At 46.0% G+C, this 14,000-nt stretch carries 9 protein-coding genes and 1 tRNA gene; 4 read left to right on the forward strand and 6 right to left on the reverse strand.

Features of this window, described 5'->3' with window-relative positions:
* Positions 1–178 precede the first annotated feature (178 nt).
* From OP864_RS10725 to OP864_RS10735, 3 genes are all read right to left on the reverse strand, one after another.
* Positions 179–252, reverse strand: a tRNA-Asp gene (locus OP864_RS10725).
* A 133-nt stretch (positions 253–385) separates the two neighbouring features.
* Positions 386–964, reverse strand: coding sequence for a carboxymuconolactone decarboxylase family protein (locus OP864_RS10730; protein ID WP_270098187.1), 579 nt, complete (start codon positions 962–964; stop codon positions 386–388).
* Between the two features lie 78 nt (positions 965–1,042).
* Positions 1,043–1,594 (reverse strand): peroxiredoxin, encoded by a 552-nt coding sequence (locus OP864_RS10735; RefSeq protein WP_270098188.1) that lies wholly within the window; start codon positions 1,592–1,594, stop codon positions 1,043–1,045.
* 261 nt (positions 1,595–1,855) lie between these two features.
* On the opposite strand from OP864_RS10735, the gene OP864_RS10740 reads away from it, so the two are divergent.
* Positions 1,856–2,782, forward strand: a complete 927-nt coding sequence (locus tag OP864_RS10740) for a hydrogen peroxide-inducible genes activator (protein ID WP_270098189.1) — start codon at positions 1,856–1,858, stop codon at positions 2,780–2,782.
* Position 2,783: 1 nt separating this feature from the next.
* Here OP864_RS10740 and OP864_RS10745 read toward each other — a convergent pair whose 3' ends face one another.
* Positions 2,784–4,400, reverse strand: coding sequence for a M48 family metalloprotease (locus OP864_RS10745; RefSeq protein ID WP_270098190.1), 1,617 nt, complete (start codon positions 4,398–4,400; stop codon positions 2,784–2,786).
* A 381-nt stretch (positions 4,401–4,781) separates the two neighbouring features.
* Between OP864_RS10745 and OP864_RS10750 the strand changes: the two genes are divergently transcribed.
* Positions 4,782–7,349: a hypothetical protein gene (locus OP864_RS10750; RefSeq protein WP_270098191.1), complete on the forward strand. Its 2,568-nt coding sequence runs from the start codon at positions 4,782–4,784 to the stop codon at positions 7,347–7,349.
* A gap of 443 nt (positions 7,350–7,792) precedes the next feature.
* Here OP864_RS10750 and OP864_RS10755 read toward each other — a convergent pair whose 3' ends face one another.
* Together OP864_RS10755 and OP864_RS10760 are read right to left on the reverse strand one after the other, a co-directional pair.
* Positions 7,793–8,251, reverse strand: coding sequence for a hypothetical protein (locus tag OP864_RS10755; protein ID WP_270098192.1), 459 nt, complete (start codon positions 8,249–8,251; stop codon positions 7,793–7,795).
* A 68-nt stretch (positions 8,252–8,319) separates the two neighbouring features.
* Complete coding sequence (locus OP864_RS10760; RefSeq protein ID WP_270098193.1) at positions 8,320–11,448, reverse strand: outer membrane protein assembly factor; 3,129 nt, start codon at positions 11,446–11,448, stop codon at positions 8,320–8,322.
* A gap of 259 nt (positions 11,449–11,707) precedes the next feature.
* Between OP864_RS10760 and OP864_RS10765 the strand changes: the two genes are divergently transcribed.
* Both OP864_RS10765 and OP864_RS10770 read left to right on the forward strand, forming a co-directional pair.
* Positions 11,708–12,466, forward strand: coding sequence for a TrmH family RNA methyltransferase (locus OP864_RS10765; protein ID WP_270098194.1), 759 nt, complete (start codon positions 11,708–11,710; stop codon positions 12,464–12,466).
* Positions 12,467–12,478: 12 nt separating this feature from the next.
* The gene (locus OP864_RS10770; protein ID WP_270098196.1) at positions 12,479–13,879 is read left to right on the forward strand and encodes a DUF819 family protein; all 1,401 of its coding nucleotides are present in this window, start codon (positions 12,479–12,481) and stop codon (positions 13,877–13,879) included.
* The last annotated feature ends 121 nt before the right edge of the window (positions 13,880–14,000 follow it).

Consider the following 14,000-nt stretch of genomic DNA (forward strand, 5'->3'; position numbering starts at 1 on the left):
AGGCCGTCAGGCCGCAGGGCCGAGCGAATAGCGAGCTGCGAAACGTAGCGCCGACGACCGAAGGGAGGCGGAGGCCCCAAAAAATCAGCAGTAGAAACAAAAAAAGCGGGTCCGCAGCAAAAATGCTACAGACCCGCTTAAAATGAAAAAAGCACCAACTTGCGTTAGTGCTTTTTTGCGGTCTGGACGGGACTCGAACCCGCGACCCCCTGCGTGACAGGCAGGTATTCTAACCAACTGAACTACCAGACCAGTGATGCCCTCTTTTTGAGTGCGACACAAATATAAGACGGGATTTTGGACTTTCCAAATTTATTTTTAGAAATAGGCCATTTTTTTCTAAAAAAAGGGAGAAATAAGCCTATAAGCCCAAAAAAGCGCCTATTTAGTAAATGATTCTAGACAAAGAAGCAATTACGGCAGAGAGGCGGACCGACTCAAATACTCGGGCTTCGGTGCTGCCAAGGCCCAACAAAGAAGCTTCATGAGATTTTACACAAGCCTCGCAACCATTTACGGCAGAAACGGCCAAGCTAAGGAGCTCAAAAAATTCTTTGCCCAAAACGGGGTTCATCATGATGTTCATCCGCAAACCTGCGCGCATAGTTTCGTAAGAATCTTTGCCCATATAGTGGCGGAAACGGTAAAATACATTGTTGGCACTTAGCAAAGAGCTACAAGCAATGGCATCGGCAATTTCGGCTTCTGTGGCCTCATTTTCTCTGGCTTGGGCGGTGAAAGATTTTTCCAAAACCGTATTGTGCAAAGCATTGGCAATAGCCAAGCTAATGAGCGCTACCTCTTTGGCATTGAGCTCCTTAGAGCGGCGAAAACCCTTGAGGTTCATGCGTAAATCACGCAAATATTTAGACTCGCCCTTAATCAGTTGCTCTAGGCTAGGGTTGCTATAATCTTCGGCTAGGCCAAGGTCGGCCAACAAATCATTTAGGGTACTAGATAGCATTTTTGTTAAATTTGGAGTGAAAAAAAAGCTGCTTCTCCCAAAAGGAGAAGGCAGCTCATCTATATATTAAACCGTCAATTAGACAGTAAGGGTAGCTTCTCCTTTCTTCCAGTTACAGGGGCAAAGCTCATCGGTTTGCAAACCGTCGAGTACGCGGATAACCTCTTCTACGTTACGGCCTACATTAAGGTCGTTTACGCTAACAAAGCGGATCACGTTATCAGGATCAATGATGAAAGTAGCACGGTAAGCTACGCGCTCATTGGCTTCCAAAATACCCAACTCTTCAGCCAAAGACTTAGAGGTATCGGCTAGCATAGGAAACTGCAAGCCACGTAGGTCCTCATGGTCATGTCTCCAAGCCAAGTGAACAAACTCAGAGTCAGTAGAAGCACCAATTAGGGTAGTGTCACGATCGCGGAACTCATCAAAGGCTTTGTTGAACTCAGCAATTTCAGTAGGACAAACGAAAGTGAAATCTTTGGGCCACCAGAACATAACGGTCCAGCGGTTGTCTTCATTTTTGAAGTCATTAACGAGCTCAGCAAACTCTTTTCCCTTTTCTAGAGAAACTACTGCTTGCTTTTTAAATTGAGGAAACTCAGAGCCGATTGAAAGTAGGCGATTCATACTAGTTTTATTTTAAGTTGTCAAACAAAAATTACGAAAGCTTAATTTAGTTCAGAGCCTAAGCCCTTGACTTTCGTTCTATCTTGCTAACACAAAAATACGTCAGCCGTTTAAATAAATCGAATTGATTTTTTTGATAAAAATATAGACGGACTCTATATAGTCTGCAACTTAAAATAAAAGAAGTCTTTATCTTTTTTAAGCCAAATTTTATTTAGAAAAGCAACCCTAAATCACTCAATAATTAGTTAAACTTTTTTTATGCCTACACTCAGCCAACTAGAATATATTGTCGCTGTAGATTTACATCGGCATTTTGGGGCCGCGGCCCAACACTGCTATGTAACGCAGCCCACTTTGAGTATGCAAATCAAAAAAGCAGAGGAAGAGCTGGGCCTTAGCCTCTTTGACCGCAGCCGCCAACCTATTGTGCCCACGGAAATGGGCCGCTTAATTATTGAACAAAGCCGGGTTATTCTTCGAGAACGAGATCGACTGCATGAACTATTGGCCGAGTTTAAAAATGAGTTGCAGGGCCATCTTCGCCTGGGGATTATTCCCACTCTAGCTCCTTATTTGTTGCCTAAGTTTGTGGGGGATTTTGTCCGAAATTACCCCAAAATTAAGCTGGAAGTGCTAGAGCTATCTACTAGAGACTTGGCCGAAGCCCTAAAAAAAGACCAAGTTGATTTAGGGATTTTAATCACGCCTTTTCGACAGGCCAAGATCCATACCATTCCCCTTTTTTACGAGGAAATTCAACTCTATATTCATGAGCAAGATCCTCTTTTTAAAAAGCAAGTTGTTGCCGCCGAGGAGCTCAAAGGGAGAAGCCTTTGGCTGCTCAGACAAGACCACTGTTTCCGCAATCAAATGATCAACCTTTGTAAAATTCCGCAAGAAGAACAACGGCTGCCTTTTAGCTTTGATAGTGGCTCTTTAGAGGCTTTGCAGCGTTTGGTGGACCAAGAAGGGGGCTTTACGCTTTTGCCCGAATTAGCCTGCCGTGCCGAACAAGCTCCCCGCCTTCGCCCAATTTCCCCCAAACCACTGCGAGAGGTGAGCCTGGCCCATTTGCATAATTTTGCCAAACCCCGCTGGATTAAAATTCTGAAGGAGGAAATTTTGGCCGCCCTGCCTAAGCAGATGCAGGAGCTCCAAGACGGACAGCTAGTCGATTGGCAATAGCTTAGGGATAGTATTGCCCCTGATACAATAGGGTTTTATCTGATTTTAGCTCATAGTAGAGCCGCTGCTGCGGAAGCTGTAAAAATAGGCCCTCCGAAAGCAGCTGCCATTGCAGCTCGGGGCTGTCTTTGGGCCGCTCTAAGCCCTTGGCCAAACGCCGCAACAACATAAATTCTGTTTGTCGACTTTGCTGGCCCCGCTGCTGATGTAGACCCAATACCCAAATGTTTTCTTTTCCCTTTTTCCCCATCCATAACCAAAGTTTCCACTGGCCTTTTTGGTATAGGCAAATGGGCCGCCCAAGTTGCTGGCTAAGGTTTTTTTGCTTTTTGGCCACGGACTCTAAGGGCCATTGCTGTATCCATTGTTGGGCGGGCCATTGCTGGCTCTTAAATAAACGCCGCTGGGGCAATAGGAGCAGCTCTTCGGGCAAGGCTTCCTTTTGAATTAAAGCCTGATTGAGCTGGGCCAACTGCTGAATTTCTCTAGCCTCTGTTTGGGCCAGTTTCTCGAGCTGGAGCAAGGCTTTTTCCGACTCCCCCTGGGCGTTCCAAATGATCGCCTCAGCCAACTGAATATAGGCCTTTAGGGGCTGTTTGGCCTGCCCTTTGGCTAGTTTGAGCAGCTGCTCGGCCCGCTGCAAGGGCTGGGCCTCTAGCTCAAATAGCTCGGCCTGATGAATGAGGTAAAGTGCCTGCGCATAGCCCAAATAACTCACTAAGGGCATTTTCTCTTTTTGGGCCACCTGCCTAAAATAATCTAGGGCCAAGGCTAGCCGCTGCTTGGGCGATTTTCCGAGGTAAATGCCTGCCCCCCGCAACCGCTCGGGCCGCTTCCAGTTGTTGTGCAATAGGTTGGGAAAAAACTGCGCTTCGGGATAGGCCTGGGCCGTAAATTGTAGTTGGACCAAAGCCATATTATGCAAAAGCTGACTATGCGCAACGCCCATACTATCTATCAAATAATGATAACAAGCCTCCGCCTGAAGATAGCCGCCCAAACTCGCCCATTGCTGCCCAGCCTCAAAAACCTGAATCAGCTCTTCGGTCCGTTGCAAGACTCCCTCATAGGCCTTTTGCCGAAGGGGTAAGGGCAAATAGCCCTGCAAATCGGCCGCAAGTTGATAATCCGCATAGGCTTTTTCCATAAAATGAGCAATACAGTTTTGCCCCGAAGGCGTTTGGGCCAAGGGATCAAATCCAGCCATATAGGCCCAAAAAGCCCCCTCTTGGTCCGCCTGCGCTTCTTGCTGCTGCCAAAGCTGAAAATTCTTGCTTTTGGCCGCAAATGCCGTTCGCCTTTTGCCATGCTCTCGCCGATGATGACTGAGCTCATGCGCCAATAAAAAAGCCATGGCATCTTGCCCATGAGGCAGCTGTTGACAAAGCTGAACCATTTTTTGGTCCAAGACAATCCAATTGCTATCGGCCTGATAAAAAGCCATGCTCGCCCGCTGCCGCCAGATTTTTAGACTAGGCGGATGCGGCAAATGCAAGGAGGCCAATAATTGCTCATAAATAGGGGCCACATACTGCTGCTCGGCACTGCTTTTGGCCAAAAACTGCTGCCCCAAAAGCGAATGACTCGCCAACAAAAAGAGAATAAGGATCCGATACATCTTTTCTGCTTTATACAGTTTTAAAGAAAGAGTTAGGCCTAAAATAATTCCATTTTATGTTTGTTGCCGCTTTTTTAAGGAGGTTTTGGGGCCTCCGCTGCGGCCTGCGGCCTTGCGGCGCTACGCTTTGGGGCTCGCAGGTCTGCTCGGCCCTTCAGGCTGCACTTCGTTTCGCCTTCGGTCTGGCCCTACGGGCCACCCCGCCGCATCGCTAGGCCAAATGGAAGTCCTGCGCTTCGGCCATTTTTGGATGAACTTCTAGGCTGCAAAAAGACGGTTTAGCAGAAAACAGATGCTTTAGCGACCTACTTTATTCAAAAAAGGAATAAACAAACTGTATATTGGGGGGGTAGTGACCTATAAACAAAAAATCAAAATAACATGAAAGCATTCGCCACTATCCTTATCTTCTTTATTAGTTTACTTAATCCCAGTAAAATGCAAAGCAAAAAGGAAATTATTGCGGCAAAAAACAGTTACCAACAAGAGCAAGCTCTTTTGAATGAAAGCTATTTGCAGTATAAAAGCCTGAGCGAACTGCTCGCTCAACTCAGCCCTGAAGACCCAGAATATCAATCCTTTAAAGCAGCCCTAACAAAGGCCAAAAAAGTTTTGGGACTGTATAAAAAACAGCTGGCCAAGGAAAAAACAGCCTTAGAGACTATTATTGCCAGTTTTCTAGGCGCTCAGCAGGAGGATATTCCGAAGGATCGGTATAAACGATTGCTGTCTAAACTTTTTGCCAATCTTCATAAAAAAATATCATCTAAAATTGGGGCAAAGCCATCTTTAAAGGGAGATGTTGATCCTACTGAGCTACGTTTAAAGTTGATGTTGTTTTTTAAGCAAGTTCCAGGTCCACTTAGTAAACAACTCAATAAGGAGATTAAAGCGATTCCTATTGATACCAATGTTGAAGACTTTCTAGCGGCCTTTTTGGCCATTTTAGAGAAATACAGCCAAGAAGATCAAATCAAGGCGAACTGGTTCAATACCTTTAGTATCAAAGAAGAGAATTTACTAAAGAAAATTAGCTCTCAGCAACTAGAAAGCATTTTGGACCAAGCCCTGGCCAAAGATGACTTTTTGACGGAGGAGGAGTTGGAGGAGAAAAAGAATATAGTCCTTAAAATACAAGAGGAAAAAAATAGCATCAATAGATGGAAGGATGAGGAATATTTAACATGGGATGACAGCATTAACCTTGCAAATTGTTTAGCCCCTAGCTATTTTCCTCAAGTAGTGGCCAATGATTATTATGCAGACAAATATGTGAAAGTAGTGACCATCAAAAATTCTTTACTTCAGTCTTTGGAACGCTTAGAGCAGGAAGGAAGCCTAGAGGAACATAAGGCATTTATGAATTGTGGCTTTCGCTTCTCCAACTACAGAGTACAGTCCCTTAGAGAAATTTTTGAAGCAGTAAAAACTGAGCGACTAGTTCAGTTAAGGTCACAACTTGCCTATCTTGAAAAAAATCCCAATGTAAAAGTGGACTCCCAACAATTGAAGTCTCTTTTAAATGGAATGAGCGCAGATCCCAATGACTTTATTGGACAAATTATGCTGCTAGATATCTCTAAATTAAAGGCTGTTACCTTAAGCCAAATATACACTGCATTAGGCGATGCCATGACTAATTACAGTGCATTAGAAGGCTTAATAGCTAACGAATTTCCTAAAAGAAGTATCCAAGGTTGGACTTCTTTTGATGATAAATTTGTCTCCGTTATAGTTTTAGCAACAGTTAAGCCTAGTCCTCTTCAAAAAATCATACAAGCATGGAGCGAGGAGTATAGAGATCTTTTTTCTAATAAGTTAGCCAAATACAAGTATCGCTATTTTTCTAGAAAAACCTTGGAGCGAAACGCCCAAAACAACCTGAAGATATCGGACTTTCCAGAATTGGAGACGCTCTTTCAGCAAACCTTTAAGGAGACTTTAGTAGAAGGGGAAAAACTAAGTTATTCAGAGGTTGCTAGCAGTTGGCAGGCCTTCTTATTAGAACTAGTGATACACAAAGGCATTAACAACTTAGAGCAGCATCAAGCTGCAGTTCAGGCCTTAGAAAAAGCGGGTATTCATGCTCTAGCAGACAGTACTAAGCTAGAGGCTATTTTTCAGCCTATTCCTCTGCCGAAGAAAGAAAAGGATCCCATCCTTCTTCTTGCTGAAAATCAATTTCATGTTAGCTGGCTTATTTCTTATCCTGAAGTTGACAGCCAAGTTGCAGAATTGGTCAGTACGATAGAAAAAATGATAACTCAGCCTGAAGAGAAAATTGAAGAGGAGATAAAAAAGGCCGCTAAAGAAAGTTCATTTTGGGAAGATTATGTAAAAAAGTTTATAAAAAAGGGTAAAGACTTCGCCGACAATGTAAACCCTTTTTCTCATAAGAAAGCATTAAAGCTCATAAAGAAAAATCTTGATACTTTCTACCAGCAAAAAGCTGGTACTGATACCTTAAGCTTAAAATTCCGCTTTCAGCATGACAGCTTAGATCAAAAACAACTCTTCCCTGTTTTTGTTGGGGATGGAGCAATTGATAAATCAGCTGATTTGAGTGAAATGAAGAGTCCTTACCATGAGGCAGCTATCACAGGATCAACTTATGAAGGAAAAACTGATGGCTCTTTCATTTTAACAGTTAAATTGAACGTAACTGAAAAACCTACCGATATCACCATTGATGTGGGCGCAAGTCTTGCAACATTTGTGAGTGTTAACCTAAGTTCCAGCCGATCAACTTCGGGTAATTCGAAGACCTTTGACTTCATTATAAAAGGAAAAATCACTGCTAACAGCTCTGAGCAAAAGACGGAAAGCTACAACATAAAAATAACAGAGCATTTAATCTCACCAAGTATTAAAAATGATCCATTTATTAAGGAGGTAAAAACGAGCTTTAATAAAAAAGAGCTTACACTAAGTCTCCTTCCGAAGGAATAAAAACCAGCTACTCAAAGCCCCAAACGGAAGTTTGGGGCTTTGTTCTTTTTGGGCCAATCCCTGCAGCTTTTGTTTAATTTTAGATGCCGTTTAATCCATAAGGGTTTTACCCTTCATTCATATACCATTGCGAAGCAATACCACTATTGCTGTAGGTTTCAACCTACAGTCAAAAGGGCCGAAGGCCCGCAGGCTGAGGGATGGGCAGCAGTGGCCCGCAGGGCCAGACCGAAGCGCGCAGCGCTGAAGGGCCGAGCGATCAGCGAGCTGCGAGACAGCCCGACCCGTCCGATAATTCATGAGGGTTTCAACCCTCATTTTGTATAGCTTCGCAAAGCGATACCGCTTTGCGCTGGGTTTTAACCTAGCGGAAGGGGCAGCCCCAAAAAAAGCCCCCTTAGCACAGCAGGCAAGAGGGCAAAATAAGCGATTAGTGATGGGCTTTAGACATTTTCGAGAATGAGGAAAATGAGCCAGATAATAATGAGGAGGGCACCGATAAAGCCAAAAATAGAGGCGAGTACCCCGATATCAAGCAGGCCAAAGAGGGCGCCCAAAACGATAAGTAAGAGGCCAAGAAGGAGGAGGTTTTTCATGGGAATATTGAGCTGTGTTTGCTCGGGGGCCTGTTCGCTATTTAGTTTTTTGAGCAAAAAGGCCTTCTTTTCGGCTTTGCTAAGGCCTTTCATTTCTTTGCGGTACTTTTTGCGGAGTTTGCGCAGTTTTTGGCGCTTTTGTTTTTTAGTGAGTTTTTTGCCTTTGCCCTTTCCTTGGCCTAGTACGGTTTCCTGATGGAAATGGCCCATATCTATGGCTGAAGAGGCGGCCTGTAGTTGCTGATTGGGGAGAAAACTAAAGAGGGCAAAAAGTAAGGGGAGCATCCAGTAATACTTCATAATCATAATTTAGCAGTGAAGAGATATAAAGAAATGTAAAATACAAGGAAGTTTGGAAAATGGAAATAGGGGGCTTAAAAAGGTTGGCCCACGGCCAGCACCCAATTGAGGCGGCCCCAATTCCAGTAGACGGGTAGGCCATCTGCGCCATAACGTTGAATTTGGCCATTTTCGTCGGTAACATCAAAGCCGGCTGGATTTCGGACCTGCATGGCCAAATCTAGGCGGAGGATAAAAAAGCTCATATCGAGGCGGATGCCGATGCCTGCATCTAGGGCCAGTTCTTGCCAAAAATCCCAGCCGATGGCGCCATTTTCTGCGGGGCTGTAGGGGTAGCCGGCAAAATCTCTTTCAATGCCTTTCATCAGCCAGACATTTCCGGCATCGGCAAAGAGGGCGCCGCCGATCCAGGAATTGAGCATAAAACGGAACTCCGTATTCATTTCTAGGCGAATATCGCCGAGTTGGAACTCTGCGCCGGGTTCGGCTCGGATGCGGCCGGGGCCGAGGTAGCGCATATTCCAGCCGCGCATACTGCTAGGGCCACCCAAGTAAAACTGTCGGCTAAAGGGGACGCGGTTAGAATTGGCATAGGGTAGGGCGGCCCCCAGCATGAGTCGGCTAGCTAGACTATACTTTTTGGCGATGCGCCAATTGTGGCCGAGGTCCAGATCGACCTTACTATATTGGGTGTAGGGGATCCCAAAAAACTGAATATCGTTATTGCCATTGATTTGGTCGAGCAGCCAGACGCTAGAGCCCGTTATTTCTAGCAGGGCCCTAAAGTAGCCCAATTGATTTTTGGCGATGCGGATATTGCTTCGGCTATATTGAAAATTGCTAGCGGGAATAAAATAGCGTTCTTGTAGAGAGAGCCAAAGGCCGAGGTTACTTTCGGCTAGGCGTTCGCTAAAGGTGGCATCTAGTTGGGGCTCGAGGGTGAGGTTGACTTGTAGGGGCGACCAGCTAAAACTTTGGTGCTTGCCTTTTTGCCAATTGTAGGAAAAGCTAGCATCAAAAGAGCTAATGCGGAAATCGCTGGCCTGTTGGAGATAATTATAATTCAGGTTAATCTTGCTATTGGGTTTATCTACGCCTAGGGTCCAGTTTCTAAAGCCCAGCATACGGGGGAACTTCAGCTCGAAACCCGTGCTAATATCGAGTAGATTGACCCAACTGAGAAAGCCTTCGGTACTATTGAGCACACTATCTCGGTTTCGGATTTGGAAATCGATACCACTTTCTACATTAAAGGCAAAAGACTCTCCTCCTCGGAAAATATTGCGATTTCGGGCCGAGAGATTAACAGCGGCGCCTAGGTTATTACTACCCGTATTGACCTCCGTATCGACCCCCAGTTGTAGTTTGGGGGCTTTTTGCATAAATACATAAGCATCTAATTCATTGGCTTGGCCAGATTTAGAGGGCACATATTCTAGGCGAGGAAAATTAAAGACATTGAGATCTGAGATGCGGTCGATACTCTCCTTACCTGCATCAAAATTATAGATACTTCCGTTGGTCAATTGGACATTTCTGGAAATGGCCGCATCCTTAATGATAAAGTTTTGCTTTTTGCGCTTAGCAATATCTTTGGCCATCTTAATAGAATCGGTCTCAGCTGTTTTGGCGGGTTTGCGCAAGACCGTATGGATATGAATATCGGTGGGGCTAATTTCTTGGACCTCCTGATAGGATTTGCGAATAAAGCGTTGGCGGTAGGGGTGGAAGCTCAGCTTATAGATTTTGCCATTGAGGGGGTTTTCGGCATAGAACTGCTGTTTGATTCGGTTTTGGTAGAAAGATTTCTTGTTTTCTTTTTTGGGGAAGCTAATTTTGATTTCGTTGCGAGCGATTTGCTCGATCTTGCCCCATTCTGCATTTTTTGGAGCCTTTTCCTTGAGGCTAAGGCGAAGCAGATAGGGGAATTTTCCGCCAGCGAGGACTAAAATGCTTCTATTCTTTTGGTTAGAAATGCGGGCCAGCAGATTTTCCTCTCCCTGTCCAAAGAGCGTCCAATAATTTAGGCTGTCGCCCTCATAGAGTTCGCTGCGATAGAGTTGGCGGTGGCCTTTATTGGGGGGGCGAAGCACCACATAGCTACTATCCATTTGGTAGCTGCGGCTACTTTTATGAATTTCGAGTCGGGGTTCATCGAGGACGATAAACACATTGTGGATACTATACTGTTGGTGCAGGCTACTATCGCTAGGGGGGAGGACATTGACATAGATATTGGCTCGGGGACTTTTGGAGGGGCGGCCCTTAAAATCTAGCGTATCGGCATTGACGGTATCGGCTTCAAAGGCGATATAGTTCCAGTTGAACTCTTGATAGCCTTGGTTTCGGATTTCGTAGGTGAGTCGGGTTTTTTCCTCCAAAAAGGCCGATTTGGCTAGTGGGTTTCCGGCTTTGAGCTTAGACTTATACTTAGTTTGTTGGAGAATCTTATGAATTTGTGGATCTTTTGATTCAAAGATGACGGTATCGATAAGGAGGGGGCGGCCGGTACTATAATAATAATTGACCTTTGCCTTATAGCGGTTATACTCTACCTGATAGCCCACCTTAGCGTCTAGGTAGCCTTGTTGGATGAGATAATTTTGCATAGAGAGCGCGGCATATTTGGCCTCTGCGGAGTCAAATATACTAGGGGCTTCACCCACCTTATTGCGCAAAAACTTTCGCCAGCGATTATCTTTAAAATAGCTAGAGTCTGTGGTTTGGACAAAATTGAGCGAATCGGGGCGGATGCCGCCTTTTTTCCATTGGCCATTTTCGTCTAGATGCCGATAATTGCGGTCATAAACGTACTTGATGCGTTTTTCCTTGGCTCGGTTATGAATCCAGAGAAAGGGGTAGCTAAAAAGAATCTTCCGATTGGGTTTTTGGCGCAGGGTATAAAAGAGCTCATAGGCAAAAAGCTCCTGCTGTTCGGCAGAAAGCTCATAGCTTTGTTGGGGGACCAGAATAGAGTCGGCACAGAGCAGCGCGCCATCGGCTCGATCTTTATTCTTTTTTTTGTTTAGCTTGATCGTATTACTGACCAAGAGTTGCTCTTCATAGACTCTTCTTTTTTTGTGCTTAGGGTTGGAGTGGGCACGGAGGTACTTGCGGTTTTGGCAGCTATGTTGGCCCAATGCAAGCAGCAAGAGCAGGGGAAAGAGCAGGCCGAGGGGCCAAGAGCGAAGAAAGGGAGCCATATTTTGGGTAGATTGCGGCGTTTTTTTTTGTAGATTGTGGCCTTTGCTTTGGGCGGGCTAAAGATACATCTTTTGTTGCACTCCTTTAGCTGTTTAGCGGCCCGAAGGGCCGAACGGCCTAGCGATGCGGCGGGGTGGCCCGCAGGGCCAGACCAAAGTTTTTGAGCGAAGCGAAAAAACTGCAGGGCCGAGCAAGCTTGCGAGCCCCAAAGCGTAGCGCCGCAGCTTTGCTGCGGAGGCCCCAAAAAAATAAAAATATATGAAACGAATCAGTAAAAATGAGCTGAAGGCCATTAAGAGCTTGCAGCAGAAAAAACAGCGCGATTTGCAAGGGCGTTTTGTGGTAGAGGGAGAAAAAATTGTGCGAGAATTGCTTTTGCAAGAGCATTTTGTGGTAGAGGGCTTGATGGGCATTGAAGAATATTGGGCCGAACTGCCCTTTGAAGATTGGGCGCAGGAGCCCGAGCAATATGGATTGAGCGGAAAGGAGCTGGAGCGGATGTCGGGCCTCAAGCAAGCTAATAAGGTGCTGGCGGTGGTGGCCAAAAGAGAAGCCCCCCCAATTGAGGGCCTGGAGCAAGGCTTGTCTTTGGTCTTGGACCGCCTGCAAAATCCAGGGAATTTGGGGACCATCATCCGTATGGCCGATTGGTTTGGGGTGAAAAATATTTTTTGTAGTCCCGACTGTGTAGAGCTGTATAACCCCAAGGTGATTCAGGCGAGTATGGGAAGCTTTTTGCGGGTGAATGTACATTATGTAGACTTGAATCAATTATTTGAGGATTGGGCCGATTTGCCCCGCTATGGCGCGCTTTTGTCGGGCGAAAATGTTTATGATACTCCCTTGAAAAAAGGCGCCTTCTTATTGATTGGAAATGAGAGCCAAGGTTTATCGGAGGAGCTGCAGGCGCAATTGACTACCGCCCTGAGTATACCGAGATTTGGCGGGGCCGAGTCTTTAAATGCCGCCGTAGCCACCGGAATCTTATTAGGAGAATTTGCTGTTCGTCAGCTTTAATGGAAAAGAAAAATGGAACCGATATTTACGAATGAGGCTGTTGTTTTGGGCCTGCTGATTGTCGTTTTAGGGGCAGTCTTTTTTACCGAAAAGCTAGAAAGCAAGGGCTGGAAGCGCTTTTATACTTTTGTGCCTTCTTTGTTGCTCTGCTATTTTATTCCAGCCCTTTTGCATTATCCGCTGGGCCTAATTGCCCCGCATTATTTTGAGCAGGAGCCGCTGGAGGCCGTACTAAAAGCGGCCGAAATTGCCCCTCCAGAGGGTTGGGGAAGCTGGACCTATGAGGCCGTGAAAACTTGGCTGGAAGAAAAAACCAATTTGGAAGAATCGGCCTATATGGCCACGGCCAAGCATTCCAATTTGTACTTTATGGCCTCTCGCTACCTCTTGCCCGTTAGTTTGATTTTGCTTTGCTTAAGTATTGATATTAAGGGGCTTATCAATTTGGGCCCCAAGGCCTTAATTATGTTTTTTGCGGCTAGTGTAGGAATCATTTTGGGCGGACCAGCGGCCTTATTACTCACCAGCTATATTTTCCCCGGCTTGGTCGATATGAGCCCCGACGAGCTCTGGAGAGGATTATCTACGGTGGCGGGAAGCTGGATTGGCGGCGGGGCCAACCAAACGGCCATGAAAGAGGTCTTTGAGGTGCCCGATAATATTTTTGCCGCCATGATTGTGGTCGATGTAATTGTGGCCAATATCTGGATGGGCTTTTTGCTCTATGGCGTCAAGATTTCGGATAAGGTAGATCGCTGGCTCAAGGCCGATTCTTCGGCTATCAAGGAATTGGAAGAGCGGGTGAGCGATTACCGAATGAGTGTGGCCAAAATGCCAAGCACCTACAGCCTATTTATTATGGCGGCGGTGGGCTTTGGCGGCCTAGCCTTGGCCCATGCCGGAGCCGATTGGATCGTTCCGCTATTAAAACCTTTTGAGAAAACACTGAATGAAATTGGCCTGAGTTCTTTGCTTTCGGCCTTCTTCTGGCTGATCGTTTTGGCCACCACCTACGGCCTGTTTCTTTCCTTTACGCCCGCCCGAAAACTAGAGGGCTTGGGCGCTAGCCGCTGGGGCTCCTTGTTCATTTATATTTTGGTGGCGACCATCGGCATGAAAATGAACCTAGGCGAAGTGGTTAAAAACCTCGGTCTTTTTGCCATTGGCATTTGCTGGATGCTCGTGCATGTCGGCGTTTTGCTTTTGGTCGCCAAACTCATCCGAGCGCCATTTTTCTTTGTGGCCGTGGGCAGCCAAGCCAATGTTGGGGGCGCTGCTTCTGCCCCAGTTGTGGCCTCTGCTTTTAGTCCCGCCTTGGCGCCAGTAGGCGTACTGATGGCCGTTTTGGGCTATGCCTTAGGTACTTATGGGGCCATTATTTGTGCCCTGATGATGAAGGCTATTGCTGGCTGATAAGTTAAGCATCTAGATAAATGAATCCCTCTTTAGTAGAATAGCTAGAGAGGGATTTTTTTGGGGCCTCCGCAGCGGCCTTCGGCCTTGCGGCGCTACGTTTCGGGGCTCGCAGGTCTGC

Origin of the sequence: Saprospira grandis (assembly GCF_027594745.1) — a bacterium.
Classification (GTDB): Bacteria; Bacteroidota; Bacteroidia; order Chitinophagales; family Saprospiraceae; genus Saprospira; species Saprospira grandis.